Source organism: Hyphomicrobium sp. (genome assembly GCF_035687085.1).
Taxonomy (GTDB): Bacteria; Pseudomonadota; Alphaproteobacteria; order Rhizobiales; family Hyphomicrobiaceae; genus Hyphomicrobium_B.
Genome location: NZ_DASRYS010000005.1, coordinates 148,286 through 167,494, shown reverse-complemented (window position 1 = coordinate 167,494; position 19,209 = coordinate 148,286). Strand labels below are relative to the sequence as shown.

At 59.5% G+C, this 19,209-nt stretch carries 20 protein-coding genes; 11 read left to right on the top strand and 9 right to left on the bottom strand.

The window, feature by feature from the left end:
* Window positions 1-174: 174 nt before the first annotated feature.
* Genes VFG26_RS04215 through VFG26_RS04205 form a run of 3 tightly spaced genes read left to right on the top strand, consistent with a single transcriptional unit; the run spans window position 175 to window position 4,041 of the window.
* Window positions 175-561: a response regulator gene (locus tag VFG26_RS04215; RefSeq protein ID WP_325022556.1), complete on the top strand. Its 387-nt coding sequence runs from the start codon at window positions 175-177 to the stop codon at window positions 559-561.
* Window positions 561-1,244 (top strand): chemotaxis protein CheX, encoded by a 684-nt coding sequence (locus VFG26_RS04210; RefSeq protein ID WP_325022554.1) that lies wholly within the window; start codon window positions 561-563, stop codon window positions 1,242-1,244. Before VFG26_RS04215 ends, VFG26_RS04210 begins: the two co-directional genes overlap by 1 nt.
* A 22-nt stretch (window positions 1,245-1,266) precedes the next feature.
* Window positions 1,267-4,041: a PAS domain-containing protein gene (locus tag VFG26_RS04205; protein ID WP_325022552.1), complete on the top strand. Its 2,775-nt coding sequence runs from the start codon at window positions 1,267-1,269 to the stop codon at window positions 4,039-4,041.
* A gap of 19 nt (window positions 4,042-4,060) precedes the next feature.
* Here VFG26_RS04205 and VFG26_RS04200 read toward each other — a convergent pair whose 3' ends face one another.
* The 4 genes from VFG26_RS04200 to VFG26_RS04185 all read right to left on the bottom strand — a co-directional run bounded on the left by VFG26_RS04200 (window position 4,061) and on the right by VFG26_RS04185 (window position 7,761).
* Window positions 4,061-5,242 (bottom strand): hypothetical protein, encoded by a 1,182-nt coding sequence (locus VFG26_RS04200; RefSeq protein ID WP_325022550.1) that lies wholly within the window; start codon window positions 5,240-5,242, stop codon window positions 4,061-4,063.
* 54 nt (window positions 5,243-5,296) lie between these two features.
* On the bottom strand, window positions 5,297-5,497 hold the full coding sequence (locus tag VFG26_RS04195; RefSeq protein ID WP_325022549.1) for a hypothetical protein: 201 nt from the start codon (window positions 5,495-5,497) through the stop codon (window positions 5,297-5,299).
* Between the two features lie 135 nt (window positions 5,498-5,632).
* The gene (locus VFG26_RS04190; protein WP_325022547.1) at window positions 5,633-6,451 is read right to left on the bottom strand and encodes a hypothetical protein; all 819 of its coding nucleotides are present in this window, start codon (window positions 6,449-6,451) and stop codon (window positions 5,633-5,635) included.
* Between the two features lie 5 nt (window positions 6,452-6,456).
* A complete protein-coding gene (locus VFG26_RS04185; protein ID WP_325022545.1) occupies window positions 6,457-7,761 on the bottom strand; it encodes a hypothetical protein in 1,305 nt (434 codons plus the stop codon).
* 235 nt (window positions 7,762-7,996) lie between these two features.
* Between VFG26_RS04185 and VFG26_RS04180 the strand changes: the two genes are divergently transcribed.
* Window positions 7,997-8,299 (top strand): polyhydroxyalkanoic acid system family protein, encoded by a 303-nt coding sequence (locus tag VFG26_RS04180; RefSeq protein ID WP_325022543.1) that lies wholly within the window; start codon window positions 7,997-7,999, stop codon window positions 8,297-8,299.
* A 186-nt stretch (window positions 8,300-8,485) separates the two neighbouring features.
* On the opposite strand, the gene VFG26_RS04175 is transcribed toward VFG26_RS04180, so the two are convergent.
* The 5 genes from VFG26_RS04175 to VFG26_RS04155 all read right to left on the bottom strand — a co-directional run bounded on the left by VFG26_RS04175 (window position 8,486) and on the right by VFG26_RS04155 (window position 12,052).
* Window positions 8,486-10,393 carry an AI-2E family transporter gene (locus tag VFG26_RS04175; protein ID WP_325022541.1) on the bottom strand — a complete coding sequence of 636 codons (1,908 nt, stop codon included), beginning with the start codon at window positions 10,391-10,393 and terminating at the stop codon, window positions 8,486-8,488.
* Between the two features lie 133 nt (window positions 10,394-10,526).
* Window positions 10,527-10,742, bottom strand: coding sequence for a CsbD family protein (locus VFG26_RS04170; RefSeq protein WP_325022539.1), 216 nt, complete (start codon window positions 10,740-10,742; stop codon window positions 10,527-10,529).
* Between the two features lie 169 nt (window positions 10,743-10,911).
* Window positions 10,912-11,253 (bottom strand): hypothetical protein, encoded by a 342-nt coding sequence (locus tag VFG26_RS04165; protein WP_325022537.1) that lies wholly within the window; start codon window positions 11,251-11,253, stop codon window positions 10,912-10,914.
* 13 nt (window positions 11,254-11,266) lie between these two features.
* Window positions 11,267-11,746 carry a hypothetical protein gene (locus tag VFG26_RS04160; RefSeq protein WP_325022535.1) on the bottom strand — a complete coding sequence of 160 codons (480 nt, stop codon included), beginning with the start codon at window positions 11,744-11,746 and terminating at the stop codon, window positions 11,267-11,269.
* A gap of 15 nt (window positions 11,747-11,761) precedes the next feature.
* Complete coding sequence (locus VFG26_RS04155; RefSeq protein ID WP_325022533.1) at window positions 11,762-12,052, bottom strand: hypothetical protein; 291 nt, start codon at window positions 12,050-12,052, stop codon at window positions 11,762-11,764.
* 252 nt (window positions 12,053-12,304) lie between these two features.
* On the opposite strand from VFG26_RS04155, the gene VFG26_RS04150 reads away from it, so the two are divergent.
* From VFG26_RS04150 to VFG26_RS04120, 7 genes are all read left to right on the top strand, one after another.
* On the top strand, window positions 12,305-13,423 hold the full coding sequence (locus tag VFG26_RS04150) for a THUMP domain-containing class I SAM-dependent RNA methyltransferase (protein ID WP_325022531.1): 1,119 nt from the start codon (window positions 12,305-12,307) through the stop codon (window positions 13,421-13,423).
* A 54-nt stretch (window positions 13,424-13,477) separates the two neighbouring features.
* Window positions 13,478-14,344 carry a glutathione-dependent disulfide-bond oxidoreductase gene (gene yghU / locus VFG26_RS04145; RefSeq protein WP_325022529.1) on the top strand — a complete coding sequence of 289 codons (867 nt, stop codon included), beginning with the start codon at window positions 13,478-13,480 and terminating at the stop codon, window positions 14,342-14,344.
* A 33-nt stretch (window positions 14,345-14,377) separates the two neighbouring features.
* A complete protein-coding gene (locus tag VFG26_RS04140; RefSeq protein ID WP_325022527.1) occupies window positions 14,378-15,172 on the top strand; it encodes a cobalamin-binding protein in 795 nt (264 codons plus the stop codon).
* Window positions 15,173-15,306: 134 nt separating this feature from the next.
* A complete protein-coding gene (locus tag VFG26_RS04135) occupies window positions 15,307-15,744 on the top strand; it encodes a hypothetical protein (RefSeq protein ID WP_325022525.1) in 438 nt (145 codons plus the stop codon).
* Between the two features lie 526 nt (window positions 15,745-16,270).
* Window positions 16,271-16,552: a hypothetical protein gene (locus VFG26_RS04130; protein WP_325022523.1), complete on the top strand. Its 282-nt coding sequence runs from the start codon at window positions 16,271-16,273 to the stop codon at window positions 16,550-16,552.
* A 118-nt stretch (window positions 16,553-16,670) separates the two neighbouring features.
* Window positions 16,671-17,666, top strand: coding sequence for an aldo/keto reductase (locus VFG26_RS04125; RefSeq protein WP_325022521.1), 996 nt, complete (start codon window positions 16,671-16,673; stop codon window positions 17,664-17,666).
* Between the two features lie 77 nt (window positions 17,667-17,743).
* Window positions 17,744-19,207 (top strand): MFS transporter, encoded by a 1,464-nt coding sequence (locus VFG26_RS04120; protein WP_325022520.1) that lies wholly within the window; start codon window positions 17,744-17,746, stop codon window positions 19,205-19,207.
* Window positions 19,208-19,209 lie beyond the last annotated feature (2 nt).

The window sequence follows — 19,209 nt, the reverse complement described above, 5'->3', positions numbered from 1 at the left end:
CTGAAAAATGGATAGATCTGCGGCAGTTACCTTGCTTCAGAAGATGATCTCTAGACCGCCCTCTCACGCGTGACACGGTCGTGAAGACGTGGTTGATACTTACAATAGACACACGAATTCAAGGAAACGGGCCCATATGCAGCATTCGAGCGGCAGCCCCAAGTTGGAGTTCCAATGACGACCACAGTCTTGATTGTAGATGACAGTAAACTGGCGCGGATTGTGGCCGCGAAAGCGGTTACTGCGCTAAAGCCTTCTTGGCAGCGCATCGAAGCAAGCAATGCCGATGAAGCGCTGGAGATGATCGCGAAACATCCTGTCGATGTCGCGCTGATCGATTTCAATATGCCGGGAAAAAACGGCGTGGAACTTGCCGAAGAAATGCGGAAAGTAAGACCGGCGATGCCTATTGCCCTTATCACCGCCAATATCCAGCACGAAGTTGTCGCCGCAGCAAAGGCGATCAACGCCGTATTCGTCGCCAAGCCCCTGACTCAGGAAGGCCTGCAGGATTTTCTCGAAGCCGCTGCCGTTTCCTTACCCGCTGAAGACAATAGCTAATGGTGTCCACACTCCCCAATCAGGACCACGCGCAATTGACCTTGAACGACCTCGAGCGCGATGCGTTGGCCGAGCTTGCCAACATCGGCGTCAGCCGCGCCGCATCGAGCCTGCGCAAAATGATCGGCCAGCAAGTTCTGCTGTCTGTCCCCTCGGTTGAGGTTATGGACGGGAAAGCTGCCGCAGCTCTGGTCGGAGAGCGCGAAGGCGACAACCTCGTCGCGGTCCAGCAGGCCTTCTCGGGACCGTTTTCGGGCAGAGCGCTGCTTATTTTTCCGCAGGCAAAGAGCTTGGAGCTGATCAAGGCGATCGTCGGCCCCGATGTGGCAGCTGCCGAAGCGACAGACATTGAGGAAGAAGCGCTGGCCGAGACCGGCAACATCATTCTCAACGGCTGCCTTGCGACGATGGCCAACATCCTCAAACAATCGCTGACGGTTTCACTTCCCGTAGTTATGCGCGGAACGGGCCCTACGCTTTTCAATGCGAACGAACCCGCGCCAGTAGGCGACGACGGACTGGTCCTCTTTCTCTACATTAATTTCTCGATCCTGGACCTCGACATCAGAGGCTACATCGCCATGCTGATGGACCTGCCGTCGCTGTCAAACCTCAGGATCCTTCTCGATGAATTCATTAGTTCGGTCATGAACGACAGCGCCGAGGGCGCCGCGCGTATCTAGGAGCCCGTCTCGGTTACAAGCGATGCAAAACGATACGACTGAAGCCAGCGCCGAGGCTTTGCAAGCCTTGGCACGGCGCGATTTCAGAACCATCGCCGGCCCCATGTTCGAGGTGCTGGAGCGATCGCGCATACCCGTTGCTGTGACCGATCCGAAACTTCCCGACAATCCCGTGATCTTGGCCAACGAGGCCTTCACACGTCTGAGCGGCTACAGCACACAAGATATTCTCGGCCGCAATCTACGCATTCTTCAGGGCACCGAAACGGACAAAAAGACGATCGCGGAAATTTCCCAGGCGATCAAATCCGCCCGCCCGATCGATGTGCAGATTCTCAACTATCGCAAAGACCGTTCGCTTTTCCTGAACGGCATGTCCATCGTACCGATCATCATTGATGACGATGTCCGATTTTTTGTATCGACGCACGCCGACGTCGCCTCCAGACGCGAAGTCGAACGCGTCGATGCTGAGCTGAAAGAGAGCCAAAGGCAGCTCGACCATGCAAATGAGCGCCTGCGGATGACATTGTCGCTGACGGGAGCAGCGGCGGCATGGGAATGGCAGATCGACAAGAACAAGATCCTTGGCGATCCGCGTTTTGCCGCGCTTTATGGCCTGAAGCCCGAGGATGCCGCAAACGGTGTTAGCCCAGGCCTGTTCTTCTCCATCATCCATCCCGAAGATCAAACGCGCATTCGCCTTGCGATCGGCGGCATTCTCCGCGGAGCGGAAGTCTTCTCGAAAGAATATCGCATCCTGCTTCCCAATCGCCGGATGCGGTGGGTTCATGCTCGCGGACGCTGCCACTATGACGAGAACGACCGGCCGGTCCGCTTCAACGGCGTGCTCGTCGATATCACCGAACGCAAGATTGCCGAAGAACGTCTTCGCATTGCTCAGTCTGCAGGGGGCATCGGCACATACGAGCATATTCAGGGCTTCGGAACGGCCAGCGTCTCGGATCAATTCTGCAGGCTCCTCGGGCTGCAATCCGCCCAGGATCTCCCCGTTCGGACGATCAACGGCGTCGTTCATCCGGACGATCCGCCCCTGGTTGACGAAAGCGATCGATTGAGGGCTGCCGGCCCCGCGAGCTGCGAGTTGCGCGTCATCAGAGCCGACACCGGCGAAATCCGCTGGCTCGCCAAGCGCGGCGAATACGTGCGCGACGCCGAGACCGCGGGACCTCGCTTCAGCGGCGTCATCTACGATATCACGCAGTCGAAGCTCGCAGAACAGCAGCTCCTGACGCTCAATGAAACGCTGGAGACACGCGTCCAAGAGCGCACGCGCGAGCGCGATGGCATTTGGCAACTCTCGCAGGATTTGCTGGGCGTCGCGGACGCAAACGGCGTTTGGCAGAGCGTTAACCCCGCATGGACTCGCGTGCTCGGTTGGTCGGCCAACGAAATCATCGGCCGGACATCTGACTGGCTGGAGCACCCCGACGACCAAGCTGGCAAGCGCTCGCCATTCGGCACCGACGCGAGCTTCGCATTGAACTTCAAGAATCGCTTGCGCACGAAGCAAGGCGACTACCGCTCGTTCGCGTGGACGGCCGCTCGCCAGGCAGGCCTCTTCTACTGCGTCGCCCGCGACATGACCGAACAGCTGCAGCGCGAAGAAACGCTTGCCCGCGCCGAAGAACAGTTGCGTCAGGCTCACAAAATGGAAGCCGTCGGCCAGCTCACAGGCGGCATCGCGCACGACTTCAACAACATGCTGACGGGGGTCATCGCATCCCTCGGCCTCATTCAGCGGCGATTGAAGGCTGGCCGCACAGACGGGTTGACGAACTACATCGAAGCGGGCCTCGACTCGGCAAATCGCGCGGCGACCTTGACGCATAGTCTCCTCGCCTTCGCGCGCCGCCAGTCGCTCGATATCAAAGCGCAAGACGTCAACGCGCGCATTCTCGGCATTCAGGAAATTTTGCGCCGCCCATTGGGCGAAGACATCAAGCTCCAATTCAATCTGGCAGCTGAACTCTGGCCGGCAATGACGGACTCCAACCAGTTCGAAAGCGCGCTGCTCAATCTGATCTTGAATTCGCGCGACGCCATGCCCGAGGGCGGCCGCATCACCATCGAGACGGCGAACGCAGAAATTCCAGCGGCTCCCGGCGAGGGTGACAACGATGTCCCCGGCGGCGACTTCGTCGTTGTGTCGGTCTCCGATACCGGGTCGGGAATGGCGCCCGACGTAATCGCCAAAGTCTTCGAGCCATTTTTTACGACGAAGCCTATTGGCCAAGGCACAGGCCTTGGCCTGTCGATGATCTATGGCTTCGTGAAGCAGTCTGGGGGACACGTCCGCATCACGAGCGAGGTTGGTCGCGGAACTACCGTGACCATCTATCTGCGTCGCGCAAAGTCCCTCGAAGAGGAGGCGAGCCAAGGCACCGATGTCCAGCCGCCACGCGGACGAGGCGAAACAATCCTCGTCGTCGAAGACGATCAAGCGGTGCGTTTCACAGTGACCGAACTTCTGAAGGAACTCGGCTATTCCTACATCGAGGCGGAAGACGCCTCTGCCGCCATCCCGCACCTTCAGGGCAAGCAGCAGATTGATCTCCTCGTGACTGATGTCGGCCTGCCCAATATGAACGGCCGCCAGCTTGCCGAAATAGGACGGCAGCATCGCCCTGACCTGAAAGTCCTGTTCATCACTGGGTATGCAGAGAAGGCAGCAGTCCGTGGCGAGTTCTTGGGTCCTGACATGCAGATGCTGGGCAAGCCGTTCACGGTTGAGGCACTAGGCGCCAAGATCCGCCAAATGATCCAGGGTCACTAGACGCACGCAGATCCCCGGCCTAATGGCGGCGTAACTCCTCAGCGAGCTCCTTAGCGATCAGCCTTGCTTCTTCCAGGGGAATATCGCCGCCTGAGATCCGCAGCATCACCCGTTCAACGCGCGTGTCGTTGAACCATTCAAGCCCGACGAAATCGAAGCCGAAGCTACCGGCATGGCGAACGGATAAACCGCGCTCCCGAAGTTGCGCTGCGATTTCTCGCGCTGTTTCCTCAACTCCCTGCTGCGTCCCGTCTCCGACGGCCACCGTTGTGAACAGCCCGTGCTGGTAATAGGCCGGTGCATATCCTGCAGCCGACAGCTCTGAACGAAGGGTTCGCGTAACGCGGATCATCTGATGGACGCGCTGGCGGCAGAGGCGCTGAAACTCCTGCTTATCCGCGTACTCGGGGAACTGAACAGGCGCGGGCGCAGCACCCAAAAGCCGGACCGCATCGTCCAGTGCCGTAAGCAGACCATCGATTTCAGAATGGATCACCACAATCGACCCGAGCCGGCCGTATTCGACGCCAAGATTGTCGAGCTTCGTATGGCTTCGAACGAGAACAAGGCTCTGCCTGCCTTCTCGCGCAAGCCTGATCCATTCGCGCAAGCGCCCCGACGAGGAAACGTAGCACGACGTGTCGACGACCAGAACTTTCGCTCTCGCCGCCTTCTGCTCCCAGCCGGCTAGTGACGGAGCGGCGGAATCGACCACGCAGACTTCCTCCGATGCCCCGCCGTTCTGCAGCCCCGTAAGCCGGAGAAATTCCAGCAGCTCGGGCGTCTCCGAATAGCATCCCGGTGGTAGCGAGACCTTGGTCAATCCGAGTGAGTTGAGGGCGGTGAAAGTCGCGGCCAGCCCGGCCATGCCACCATTCGTGAAGTACGTAACCAGAGCAGGCCCGGCGACGTCGGCCGGATAAACCTCCGTGCCTTCGACCTTGAGCCCTGCCCGCTGATAATCGAAGTTGAAGGTGAGCTTGTCAGACCCTTGAGGCTCGTCGTCCCAATTCGTCTCCGTCAAATCTTGATTGTGAGCGAAGAACTGAGCTTTTCGGTCAGCCGCCGCCTTGAGCTTCAGGTGCAACGCCGATTGCGCCGAGGCCGGGCGCGCGCACGGCTTCCCTGAAATGGCAGCGAGCTCCCTCTGCTTTCGAGTGAGATAGGCCTCATCGCAAGAGACCCTGATTTTCATGCCCATGGCAGGTAATGATCGTCAGAGCTGAAAATTCCTCGAAGCGAAATCTGCAGCGCACTAACGGCGCGGCGAGTAGCGCCTGACGTGGGCTTCAAGGGGAATGACCCGCGCGCGTTCAGGCCGCCGCCGGTACCAGCGCTGCAATCGGTAGATCGCGTCGAGGATAATGCCATGTGTGACGAGCGCGACGAGTAGAAAGAGGCCGATGATCGAGGCTGGGATCAAGAACAGCCAATTGTAGACAGTAAGGTTTCGCATGGGTTCACCGCCTCATAGTTGTCAGCGAATGAACGCGACAACACGAGAAGCAGTTCCAGCTGTTCACTTTGAAGAAAAAACGGCAACTCGCAGGAGCGCAATAAGAAACCGGCTATCCAGGACCGCTCGCGCCCGTCAGGCCTTGGCCGCTCCCGTGGTGATCTTCAGCGCCTGCAATTCCTCGGATCTGAAAATATAAAGCCGTTCCTTCGGCGTCTGCATGGCCTTGACCCAGCTCGCCGGATCGACGCCCATGCTGACGAGATATTCGACGCATCGTGCCGAAATCTGCTGCGCTGCCGAAATGCCATCGCCCCAGGTTTCCGTCCCCTTCGCCACTGCCGATACCTGATGCACCCCGATCAATGCGTTCTTACCTGCGGAACGTTGAACGCCTCCGGCAAACACCAGAGGGCAGGAAGATGCGCAGTATCCGCTGCTAGGAACCATCGTATTGAGCCCACGCCGGCGCACGGACCGGCCCATACTGATGGCATCGGGAACAGACCCGCCCGGCGACAAGAGCCAGACCGCCTTTGCTCCTCGTCCCTCGCCTTCAAGGAATTTTTCAAAGTCGGCGGCACTGCCGGGCTCAATCCGCCCGATCGCAGAAACCTCACCGTTCGATCCGGCGTAGAACGACATGCGGCTAGCGAGCATCTCGGGCTTCGGCCTATCCGTCACGCCCGGCATCCGCGGACTCTCCGAGCCCGGAAGGACCGGCATGGCCTTAGGATAATACGGGCGCTCTTGATCGGTACGCGTCGGCGGCTGAAAGACGACGCGCGTCACCTCCTCACTGCTCTCCGCTAAGGCCCGGGTTACTTCCTCGCGAAGATCGTAGGCAAGGATGCATCCGCTGAGTCCCACGAGCAGCAAAAAAATGGTGCGGACCAGCGCACCCTCGATGCCGCCGCCTTCCCCTTTGCCGGACGAAAAAAGTTTCAAAGCCATGGGCGTCAGCGGGTGAACCCCACAACGGGATTTATAGAGGCGACATTACCGGGAGATGCCTCGGGAGGCCCGCCCGCTGGCTTCTCGGCTGCGGCGGGTTTCTCACCGGCGGCAGGAGGCACAACGGGCTGCGTCTCCAACATCTGCATGTTGTTGTAGATCTTGAGCGCGCGCATGATTTCGCCCGCGGTCATCCCGTCTTCGTCGCGCGCCTCGCCTTCTTCTCTGCGAATCGCCTCGAACACGATGGAATGGATGAAGATCAAGACGGCAGGCATGAGGTCGAGCGAGATGGCTCCTGCCCAGCTCGGCAAAAAGTCAGTCGCGTACTGAATCACGGCCTCCGCCGTCGACAGCGGCACGAACTTGATGGGCTTCGCCGGCGGCCGCGCGAGGATCTCGTCCGCCGCATTGGATAGCGCCTTCGACTGCGATTTGATGGCCTGCTCGACCTTGCTCACGACCTGGTTCTGCCGGTCGACAAGGTCTGCCGTTCGCCCGTCTGCCGCCGGCGCGATAAAGCTTTTCGAAAGATCATCAGCCGTACGCTTTACGGCAGGAGCGATCGAGGTCTGCTGCAAATCGGCAATGATGCCGGTCAACGTCACGGTTTGAGCAGCAAAGTCGTTTGTGCGCTCCTCGATTGGGCCGGTCCCCGATGTGAGCTGCCGCATCTTCTCGAGCGTCTTGCTGCCGGCCTCGAACAGCGTCTTGATCCGGTCCCGAGCGGCATCGATCTCACCGGCGAGCGCATTGAGCTGGGACGACATCTGCGCCGTCAATTGCACGACCGTGCCGCTGCCGGACGTGCCGGTGAGAGCACCCGATTGCCGCTCCTGATCCGAGAGAAGAGAAAAGCGCTGCGATGCGAGCTGAATGTCGGGCAAAAGGCCCTGCGCCGCCAGCGCGTTTCCGTGCGCCGTATCGAGGCTTTGCTGATATTGATCGGTGGCACCCGCCATATGCTGCTCGAGCGCGGCGGAACCGGCGAGCGCGGCAGCATTGAGCCAAGCCGACATGGCGATAATCATCGCGCAGCCGATGAACATGGCGATGTACATCAGCCGCCGCGCGGAGGGCTGCCGCACGTGCGGTAGAAACCGCATCAAATAGGTCCAAAACGCGAATATCCCCACGGATACGGCGGCCGAGTAGACGACCGCCGCGAGGAACACCGCAATAGGCGAACCCTCAAGCAGACTTCGAACGCCGATGTAGGTATAGATACCGCTGGCGAGCGCGAGCGTCGCGAGGGTGAACTTCGTCATCACTTCGAGACGCGCAATGCCGCCTCTAAGCACCTGGGACATCAAACCATCCTTGGACGGCAAATACGCAACTTCGCACTATGTAAGCTACAGGAGACGTTTTTAAAGCTGCCTCATGATTTCACCCAAAAATTACTGCAATTCCGACGCTTTTCGCGGGGCCCCAGCGACGCTCCCGTCAGGATCGAAAGCCGCACTGCAGGCGTTTAAGCCTGAAAGTGAATTCGCTTTTCAAATAGCGGATTGAGCTACTTGTTCTGTTTTGAGGACGAATACCGTGTCAGAGCCCGTCGTAATCACAATTCACCACCGTTTGGGCAAGGACGAGGCCATCCGCCGCCTCAAGAGCGGATTGGCATCTGCAAATATTCCCTTCGTGAAAGTCGAGCGCGAGCACTGGAATGGTGATCAGCTGGAATTCGGCTTGACGGGAATGGGTCAGAAGGCGAGCGGAACCGCGCTGGTGAGCGATGACGCCGTTAGGCTCGAACTCATCCTTCCTTGGCTTCTACAGCGCTTCGCCGAATTGGCGACCAGCGCACTCGCAACACGGGCCAAGGTTCTTCTGGAAAAGAAATAACGCCATTCAGCTTGGCAAGAAGCCACCCAGCCGGTCCATTTCCTCCGTATACTGTTGAAAACCTCAGACCTGCCCTTGCGCCGAATCCGTGCCCGCGCGAGGTTCAGGGCCTCTCGCCCTCATTGGCAAATCTGGGAGAGACCCCGCACCCCGACAGCAACCCTCGCTCGTCGGGGTGTTCCCTTTTCACGGACCGAGCTCATCGCCGAAGCGTACGGAATTTTCATAGACCACGTGCACACGGTTTGCTGCGGCCTCGCCACTCCCGCCGGCGGGTTCCACCGCGTCGGAAGCCAGAACTTCCTTACATAGATCCAGCGCGTCGGATATCTTTGTCACGACCTTGTCTGCGCCCGCAGCCTCCCGCCATTCCTCAGCAAGCTTGCTATTCCCGCTCAAGGACCAAAAGCCCGCGACCATCACCGCGCCGGGCATGGCACTACGCGCGCGGCGCAGAAGTATGCCCAAGAACGCCGGGACCTTATCTGATCCGAGATATCCGAAGATGACGATCTTGGCCTTGCCGCGCCGCGCATCGAGCGTGCGCAGCCGAAGCGATGCATTGTAGGGCAGCGTCGACGTCGGGATGCCGCCGTCATCAAGAACTTGCTCCAGCATGAGCAGCGGGCCCTCGTCGAGCTCACTGCGAACCGGGAGGCAAAGCACGACGCCCTCTGGCTCGACTTCCTCGGAGTTCTCGCTCGGGCGCGGCGCTCCTCCCTTGGAAGTGTGCTCGGACAAACCATCGATGACATCTTCGATGGCGTCTTTCACTTCGGTGATTTCATCTCGGCTGAGCCGCCCGCTCGCAGCGTCGTCGTAGGCCATCGATAGCGCCTTCATGGCGACGTCGTCGTAATACTTGATGAGCGGCATTTCCTTCATGCTCTGCTCAGCCACCTCGATCGCCTCGACACCATCGCCAGCCAGAACGCGCTGATAAAACCGCTCGTGCGGCTCCAGAGCAGGCTCATCGCCAAACAAGACTTCGAGGAAGCTCAGCGCCTCGACATGCCGGCCCAGGACCATGAGGCATACCGTGAGCGGCGTTGCAAGAATGAGCCCGATCGGCCCCCAGATCAGAGTCCAGAAAAGCGCCGCCACGACGACCGCGACGGGCGACAGTCCCGTGTTACGGCCATAGACCATCGGCTCGATAACTTCGCCTGCCATAACCTCCGATACGAGAAACAGGATCGCTACCTTGATCACCAGAGCCCAGCCCGGATCGATCGCGGCAGCCAGAATGATCGGGAAGGCACTGGCGATCACCGATCCGATGAACGGCACGAAGCGCATCAGTCCCGCAAGGACGCCCCACAGAATAGGATTGGGCAACCCCAACAGCCAAAGCGCCACGCCAATGAAGACGCCGAAGCTCGTATTGAGCAGGCCCTGCATGAGGAAAAATCGGCTGAGCCGCTCGCCTGCATCGTCAAGCGCAACGGTCGTGCGCTGCAGGTCGCCGGTGCCCGCGAGCCTCAAGAAGCGATCGCGGAGATCCTCGCGCTGCGCCAGGATAAAAAACAGAAACAGGATGATCAGGCCCGTCGTCGCAAGCGGCGAAATCAGCGGGCGAATGAGCGCGACCGTTCTGTCTAAAACCGGCTCCGGCGGCTGATGAATTTCGACAGGGATTGGCTTGCTGGCGCCGGCACCGTCTTTGGTAGGGGCAGCGGGCTGCGACTTCCCGGCTTCAGATCGTGACAGCTCCGCCTGCAGATCCTCCAGCGTCATCCGCGCGCGTTCAAGCGCGCTTGATTCGACCGAAGCCGAGCGAACGGACGAAACCTTCTTGAGAAGGTTGTATTCATAATTCGGAATTTGCGAGACCAGATCGGAGATCTGCCCACCGACCAGGAAGCCAACCGAGCCGATGGCAGCAATCGACATGACGACGACTGCAATCACCGACGGCATCTTCGGAAGGCCGGCTTTCTTCAACAGCCGGATTGCCGGCGTCAGCACGAAGCTTAAAAGCCCGGCCAGAGCGAGTGGCATCAGCACGCTGGCGCCGTAGTAGAGAAGAAGAATGGCGCCAATGAAAATGAGGACGTAGCAAGCCGTATCGACCGCCGTTAAACGCTTGGGCATTTCTCCTTTTGCGAAGGCTGCCTTACGCTGCCTCAGCCGGCGAAGAGAAGTAGAACCGCTTGTGATATCGACGGGGCGCATCGTGAGCTCCAGCTGAAAGAGCCGGTCATTGGGACCGGCTCTTGAGGATCGACTAGAGCTTACGGTCGGCTTCCTCGGTGATCTCGTCGGCAGCCTCGGCAATGGCCGCTTTGGTTTTTCCGATTCCGACCTGGGCTTTCCCATTCAACTCCTGAACGCCGCCTTCCACTTCCATTTTCTCCGAGCCGATAATCCGGCCGGCCGTTTTCTTGATCTTGCCTGCGGCTTCGTTCGCGTATCCCGAAACCTTGTCAGCTGTGCTGCCCATAACGTTTGGTCTCCTCATGATTAGCGCCTGTAAACGCCCCCTCGGACAAGTATGTTCCGTACACGTGGAGAGGTGAGCAGGATCCCTTCAAACGCCTAATTAAAAAAAACGGCACCGCCGCGATGCGCGACGATGCCGTTCTCTGAAACGATTATTTGTCTTGCAGTGGTCAGTGAGCCCGGCGCTGCACGGCATCGATGAAGCGGCTGAGGTGCTTCTTCGCGGCACCCTCGATATCCGCCGCCGAATAGCCCTCGTCACGCAGCTTCTGCCCAAGGCGGTGCATCGTATCGCTTGCGCCAGAACGGGCTCTCGACATCGCGTGCTCCAGTGAGCCGAAAGCCGAGGTGTTCGATTTCCGGTACCGCCAGATAACTGCGCCGACTGCGAAACCGACGGCGCCCGCTGCGAGCAACGCCACGGTCGGGTCGCTGAGAAGCGATCCATTGCCTTCGCGTTGCGAAGTGTCCCTCGTCTCGTCTTCCGAACGGTTCATACCTGCGGATGCCATTGATTACTCCTTGTCAAACTTGCGGGGGCGAGGATTGCGCAGCGCTTCCCGCGTTATCGGAACGGCTGAAAACATAAAGTCCGGCCGCCGCCGCCAGGATGAGCGGCCAGTTCTTGGTCGCCGTCCTGAGCATCGCCGGAAGAACGATTGGTGCAGCAGCAGAAACGATGCTCATCACCTTATCGTCTTCTAGAAAAGACGGGCCGGTGTGCAGAGGTTCCTCAGGAACTGCTTCTTCTTCCATTGATGGCGAGGCGGTCGATCGCTTTCTCTTCACGATGACCGCAACCACAAAGCCCAGCAGCACGAACGCTGCCGCGACGATGAGATTGCCGATCTCAGGACCGTAGGTCCGGTTCGCGAACGACGAGAAACTCGCCGCCGCGAACCCGATCGCCACGATAAACGGAATGGCGATCAATACCCTGTTTCCGAGTTCGCCAAGCGCGCTATCAACGCTTGCTTCGGCTCTCTTGAATAAGCTTGCGAACACCGGACAACTCCGAGATTAGGCTTTCCAAATTGCGCCAAGAATGAAGCCGGCTGCTACGGCTACTCCCAACGTCGTCATCGGCTGCTCGGCGACAGACTTGTCGACAGCATGCGAAAAATTCTTCGCGACTTTCTGCAAATTCTGTCCAATCTCGGACGTTTGCTCGACAAGCCTTTGTCCGGTGTCTTGGGCACTCGTGACCGCACGATCCAAGGAATCGACGGCTCTAAGTCCTGCATCCATGGCCCGGTCGGCCAAATCATTGGATGCGGATTTAATGTTTTCCGCTGTGTCAGTTCTAGCCATGGAAACCTCCCGGTATCCTATTTAGTTCGCCAAGAACGCAGCGGATCGGTTGATTGTTCCGGAATACCTGGCGAATGCCGGGACGCGCCGGGCTGTGCGAGTTAACAGTCAGACAAACCCAAAGCTGAGCGCTGTTAGCGAGCCGGTGCCGAGTTATGCACCTGCTCCCCGGGAGTTGCGTGGCGGTTTTTTTCCTCGGCCGCGGCGAACAAAACCATCGCTGCCAGGGCGGCTTCCCGATATGCAGTCGGCATGACCACAAATGCCGAATTCGAAATCTTTCTCGCGACCTCTCCAGGCTTCGAACCCGTTCTTCTGAAAGAGGCCAGCTCTCACGCGTTCAACGACGCAAAAGCCACCACAGGCGGCGTGACCGTCAGGGGCGGCTGGCCGGAAGTCTGGCGCGCCAACCTCGAGCTTCGAGGCGCAGGCCGGGTCCTTGCGCGCATCGGCGAGTTCCGGGCCATGCACCTTGCTCAGCTGGACAAGCGCGCGCGCCGCCTCGTCTGGGGGGATATCCTGCGCCCGGACGTGCCCTTCCGCGTCCAAGTCACCTGCCGGGGCTCTCGCATTTATCATTCGGGCGCCGCCGCGCAACGGATCGAACGAGCCATCCGTGAAGAACTGGGTGCCCCCGTCTCCGCCGAGGCCGAAGTTATCATCAAGGCCCGCATCGAGGACGATCTCTGCACCATAGCGGTCGATACGTCGGGCGAATCCCTGCACAAGCGCGGCCATAAGGAAGCGGTCAACAAAGCGCCAATGCGCGAAACGCTGGCCTCTCTGTTCCTGCGGCAGTGCGGGTACAGCGGAACCGAACCCGTGGTCGACCCGATGTGCGGGTCCGGCACCTTCATCATCGAAGCTGCGGAAATAGCCGCTGGTCTGAAACCCGGCCGCTCGCGCCACTTCGCCTTCGAACAATTGGCGACTTTCGACAAGTCCGCTTGGCAGCGAATGCGTGCTGCCGCCGGCGAAATGAAGCCAACGACGCTGAAGTTTTTCGGCAGCGACCTTGACCCAGGGGCCATCCGCATGAGCCGGGAAAATGCCGAACGCGCCGGTGTCTCGGAATTGACCGCCTTTGAGGAGTTCGCCGTCTCGGAAGTAACCGCACCGCCGGGCCCGCCCGGCTTGGTCATCATCAATCCGCCCTATGGCGACCGGATCGGTGACAGGGACAATCTGCGGCCCCTATACCGTTCGCTAGGGCAAACAATTTTGAGCCGGTTCCCCGGCTGGAGAGTTGGTCTGATCACGACCGAGCCCTCGCTCGCCAAGGCAACCGGACTTCCGTTCGCTCCCCCCGGCGGACCAGTATCGCACGGAGGCCTGCGCGTGACTTTGTACCAAACCGAGCCGCTCAAGTGACGCCGTTCGCGATGCGCGGCCGCATGTAAAATAAGAACAACAAGGAGACGAGCGATGACCGATTACACCCCGCCCAAAGTCTGGACGTGGAACAAGCCGAGCGGAGGTCAATTCGCCAGCATCAATCGCCCCATATCGGGCCCGACGCACGAAAAGGATTTGCCGGTTGGCCGCCACCCGCTCCAGCTTTATTCCCAAGGCACGCCCAACGGCGTCAAAGTCACGATCATGCTCGAAGAGTTGCTGGCGCTCGGACACGCTGGCGCCGAATACGATGCCTGGCTGATTGAAATCTCGAAGGGCGACCAATTCGGCAGCGGCTTCGTCGAAGTCAACCCGAATTCCAAAATTCCGGCATTGATGGACCGTAGTGGCCCATCTCCCATCCGCGTCTTCGAATCCGGCGCTATTCTGGTTTATCTCGCCGAAAAGTTCCGCGCCTTCCTGCCCGTCGAACCTGCGCCGCGCGCCGAATGTCTGTCGTGGCTCTTTTGGCAAGTCGGCAGCGCACCTTACCTCGGCGGCGGCTTCGGACATTTCTTCGCCTACGCGCCAACGAAAATTGAATACGCAATCGACCGCTTCGCGATGGAGACGAAGCGGCAGCTCGATGTGCTCGACCGCCGGTTGGCAAACAATGCTTTCATCGCAGGCAACGCGTATTCCATCGCGGATATGGCGATTTGGCCCTGGTACGGTCAGCTGGTCCAAGGCTCGCTTTATGGAGCTGCCGAGTTCCTCTCCGTGCAGGACTACACGAACGTCCGCCGCTGGGCTGATGCTGTCGGCAGTCGCCCTGCCGTGCGCCGCGGCTTGATGGTGAACCGCACCTCTGGAAATCCTGCCAGCCAATTGCGCGAACGTCATGACGCAGCCGATTTCGATACGAAGACAGAGGACAAGATGAACAGCGGCAGCTAGCTCTCTCACGCGATCGCTGTAGGGACCAACGTCATGCGCCACTTCCCCGCCCGGCGGCTCGTCTGCCTGACTGAAGAGACGGTCGAGACGCTCTACCTTCTTGGCGAGCAGGATCGGATCGTCGGCGTCTCGGGCTACGCCGTCCGTCCACCGCAAGTCCGGCGCGAGAAACCGCGCATATCGGCTTTTACGTCAGCAGACATTCCGAAAATCGCAGCGCTGAAGCCCGATCTCGTTCTCGCATTCTCCGATATCCAAGCCTCCATTGCGGCAGACTTGGTCCGAGCGGGCTTGGCGGTCCACGTATTCAATCATCGCGATCTAGCAGGAATTTTCGCGATGATCCGTACGCTGGGCGCTCTCGTGGGCTGCCACGAGAAAGCAGATAGCCTTGCGAGCGCGCTGGAAAAGCGCGTTGAAGAAGTCCGCAGCGAAACGCGTAAAGCTTCCCATCGCCCGCGCGTCTACTTCGAGGAATGGGATGAACCGTTGATCACCGGAATATGTTGGGTTTCCGAGCTGATCGAAGTCGCAGGCGGGGAAGATGTCTTCCCCGAAAAGCGACGCGAGCACGCCGCCAAAGATCGCATCGTAACGCCCGACGATGTCGCGCGCCGGTCACCGGAAATCATTCTCGCGTCGTGGTGCGGCAAGAAAGTACGCGCAGAAAAAATACGTGCACGCGAAGGATGGCAGGAAATACCCGCTGTGATCGCGAACAGGATCCACGAAATTAAGTCGCCGCTCATTCTTCAGCCAGGTCCCGCCGCCTTGACGGATGGTCTTGACGCGATCCGCACAGCCATCAGCTCAGCGCGCAAGCTTTGACAGCCGACACAAACAACTGCGCTATGTTCGATAAGACGTTTTTTATCACGAGCGGGGAACAGCCGTAGCCGCGGAGAGTATTCTGCTAGGCTGCCGTTCGGGGGCACGGAGCCAGAGGTAACCCCGGCTGTGCCATGTCAGATCGAGTTTATGCGTCGCTTTTCTATATCGTTTTGATCGTCGCGAGCGCGTGGACCGTCGTGACAATCGGCGAGGCGCTTGCTCGTGAAGCGCTCACGCAGCTGGCCCTGTCACCGGCAAAGAAAAGCCGGCCCACGCGCGTGAATATGGTACTTGCGTCGCAGAAAGAGGTCCCACCGTCTCGCAGGCCCGGCGACGTCATCGTGCCCAAGGCGCCATCGATCTCAGCCGGCGAGTTGGCGAAGGCGCTCGATGAAGCTGAGCATAACGGCAAGCAGCCATATAAGCCCGTGAACCCTGTCGTGCGTGCGCGGGTTGCCGGCTGGGAAAAGCGTGTACCGAAGCGCGAGCTACCCGAATACCAAGTGCGACGTACCGTGGACGAATCCTCGGGCCGCCTTATCATGCGGGCATTGCGCGCAGAGATGTAGGCTAAGCCCTGCAAAGTGGTGGTGGGCACCCGGCGGGGGGAAGAGGGGTGGCCGAGTGCCCACGCTTAACCTCAATCCGGGGGGAGGATATGAGGTATACGTACTATATCAGATACTCGGCAGCGATAGGTTAACATCGCAGGCTCCCGCCGAGATTTTCCGTTTCAACCCCCTAAAGGGGGCCGAGTTCGCTGGCTTCAAAGTTGCTGAACACTGTGTCCGAAGTAAGCGCGCACCGCGATTGCTGCGCGCGCCATCCTCTCCAGCTCAGGTCTCCTCATGTCGCCCTCGTGAAACACCTCAATTCGATTGGCCGGCGTGACTGGGCCTCTGCCATCAATAGGCGCAACAATTGAAAAAGGCGCGATATCCCTTTTCGCTGAATCGGGCATCCTTTAGCTGGAATGCCGAAACGAGCGGCATATCCGGCTCTATTCTGTCTAAATTGTCGTCAAGCGTTTGCAGAGCGCTGATGTAAAATATCCGAAATGCATCACCGATTCGCGGTTCCTAAGGGACGGCTGGCGTGACCCTGGTCATCGTCTTCATCGGCGCTATCTGTCACTACTATTTCGGCGCTATTGGCGCCGTTCTCGGCGCTCTGGTCGTCACCGCGTCCCTGTCGAAATCGAAAGCCAACGCCGTTCTGCCGTCACTTGCATTCATCGGCCTCTCATGGACCGCAGGCGGCATTATCGCTGGCAATGCCGGAGCCCTAGCAGGCGTCACCATTGCAACCGGACTTGCGCACTGGGTCCAGGCGGGTAGGAAAATCCGCCCGCATCATCCTGCCACCGGCAAACACTGACCCTGCAGCGCTGCCCACTTGCGCGGGAACCTGCTATCCAAAATCATACTTTGAACGGCGCGCCCCGATCACCACATCAGGCGTCCGCCCAAAGCGCTCTTTTCCTCGCGAGGTTTCGATGGAATACGTCAAGCTCGGTCGCACCGGCCTGGAAGTTTCCCGCATTTGCCTAGGCTGCATGAGCTACGGCCAATCAGATGGCGGGGTGATGAAGTGGCCGTGGACACTGAGCGAGGAAGATAGCCGCCCGTACATCAAGTCGGCGCTGGAAAACGGCATCAACTTTTTTGACACCGCTAACGTTTACTCGCATGGCGAAAGTGAGCGCGTCGTCGGCCGGGCCTTGCGCGATTTCGCCAAACGCGACGAAGTCGTCATTGCAACAAAACTCAATTTTCCAATGCGGCTTGGACCAAATGGCAAGGGCCTCTCTCGTAAAGCGATCTTTTACGCCATCGACGAGAGCTTGAAACGCCTCGGCACCGACTACGTCGATCTCTACATTATCCATCGCTACGATTATGAAACGCCGCTCGAGGAAACGCTCGAAGCGCTGGACGAAGTGGTCCGCTCCGGTAAGGCGCTCTATCTCGGCGCATCCTCGATGCATTCCTGGCAGTTCATGAAGGCCTTGGGATTGCAGCGTGCCAACGGCTGGTCGCCTTTCATATCGATGCAGAACTATTACAACCTGCTCTATCGCGAAGAAGAGCGCGAGATGCTGCCGCTGTGCAAATCGGAGGGCATCGGCGTCACGCCCTGGTCGCCGCTGGCGCGCGGACGGCTCGCACGGCCCTGGCAAGAAGAACCGCAGACCGAACGCGCCAAGAACGATCCCTTCGCCCAGACCCTCTACGAGAAGTCGAAGCAGGCCGACAAGCCGATCGTCGACCGCGTCATCGAAATCGCCAAAGCGCACGGCGTGTCACCCGCCCAAGTCGCCCTGGCCTGGATGCTGAGCAAGCCCGTCGTCACTGCTCCCATCATTGGCGCGACCAAGCCCCACCAGCTCGATGACGCGTTGAAGGCCGTGTCGCTCAAGCTTTCCGATGAACAAATCACCTATCTCGAAGAACTCTACGTTCCCCACCATGCGCCGGAAGGCTTTGTATGAAGGTAGGAAATCAGGAACACTGAACCGCTGCACGGCTCGCGCGTTTCCGCTTGAGGCACGAGCGAGTCCTGCAGTTCATGCAAAAGCCGGTTGCAAGTTCAAAAGTTGAAAGCGGGACTGTCGTCGAAACGACGATACCCTCGCGCCTCGACCGTTTGCCGTTCGGACGCTTCCACGTTCTCGTCATCGCAGCTCTCGGCATCACGTGGATCCTCGACGGGCTTGAGGTCACGCTGGTCGGCGCCATCGCGGGGGCCTTGAAGGAAAGCCCGACGCTTCAGTTTACCAACGTCGAAGTCGGGATTACCAACAGCGCCTACCTCGCGGGCGCGGTGTCCGGAGCCTTGTTCTTCGGCTGGCTAACCGACCGCCTCGGCCGGAAAAAGCTTTTCTTCATCACGCTCGCGACCTACATGGTCGCGACGATTGCGACGGCCTTCTCATGGAATCTCGTCAGCTTCTCGGTGTTCCGCTTTTTCACCGGCGCTGGCATCGGCGGCGAGTACACGGCCGTCAATTCGACCATCCAGGAACTGGTGCCCGCGCGTTATCGCGGCTGGACGGATCTCACGATCAACGGCAGCTTCTGGCTTGGTGCGGCGCTCGGCGCGTTGGGCGCGGTTTATCTGCTGGATACGAACCTCCTCCCCGCGGACATGGGCTGGCGGCTCACCTTCCTTATCGGTGGAGGCCTCAGCGCATTCATCTTTCTGCTGCGATTCTGGATCCCGGAAAGCCCGCGCTGGCTCATCACACATGGCCATCCAGAGAAGGCCGAAGAAATCGTCGCCGGTATTGAAGAAGGCTTACGCCGCGAGAACCACATCTTCGATGATGGAGAACTCGCAACCACCCGCCTAAAGACGCGGAGCCATACGCCGCTGCTGGAAGTCGCGACATCCATCCTCAAAACGAACCGCGACCGCGCCATCGTCGGCTTCGCGCTGATGACCGCGCAGGCCTATTTCTACAACGCCATCTTCTTCACCTATGCGCTCGTCCTATCGTCGTTCTATGGCGTCGCGACCGACAAGATCGGCTGGTATCTGCTCCCCTTCGCGCTCGGAAATTTTCTCGGGCCGCTGCTGTTGGGACGGCTCTTCGACATCTGGGGCCGCCGGCCGATGCTGGTTCTCACGTACAGCGTCTCCGGCTTACTGCTCGCACTAACGGGGTATTTGTTTGCAGCGAACCTCGTTTCCGATTCCACGCTCACCATCGCCTGGGTGATCGTCTTCTTCTTCGGATCGGCAGCAGCAAGTGCCGCCTATCTGACGGTCAGCGAGTCCTTCCCGCTTGAGGTCCGCGCGCTCACCATCTCTCTCTTCTACGCGATCGGCACAGGCATCGGCGGCGTCATTGGCCCGACGTTCCTCGGCTATCTCATCGATACCGGATCACGCGACAGCGTGTTCATGGGCTATCTCATCGGCACAGCGTTGATGCTCACAGCCGCTGTCATCGCCTGGTTCAAAGCAGTAGCAGCCGAGCGCAAGCCGCTCGAGCACGTTGCCCGCCCGCTGTCCCACGTCGATGAATGACG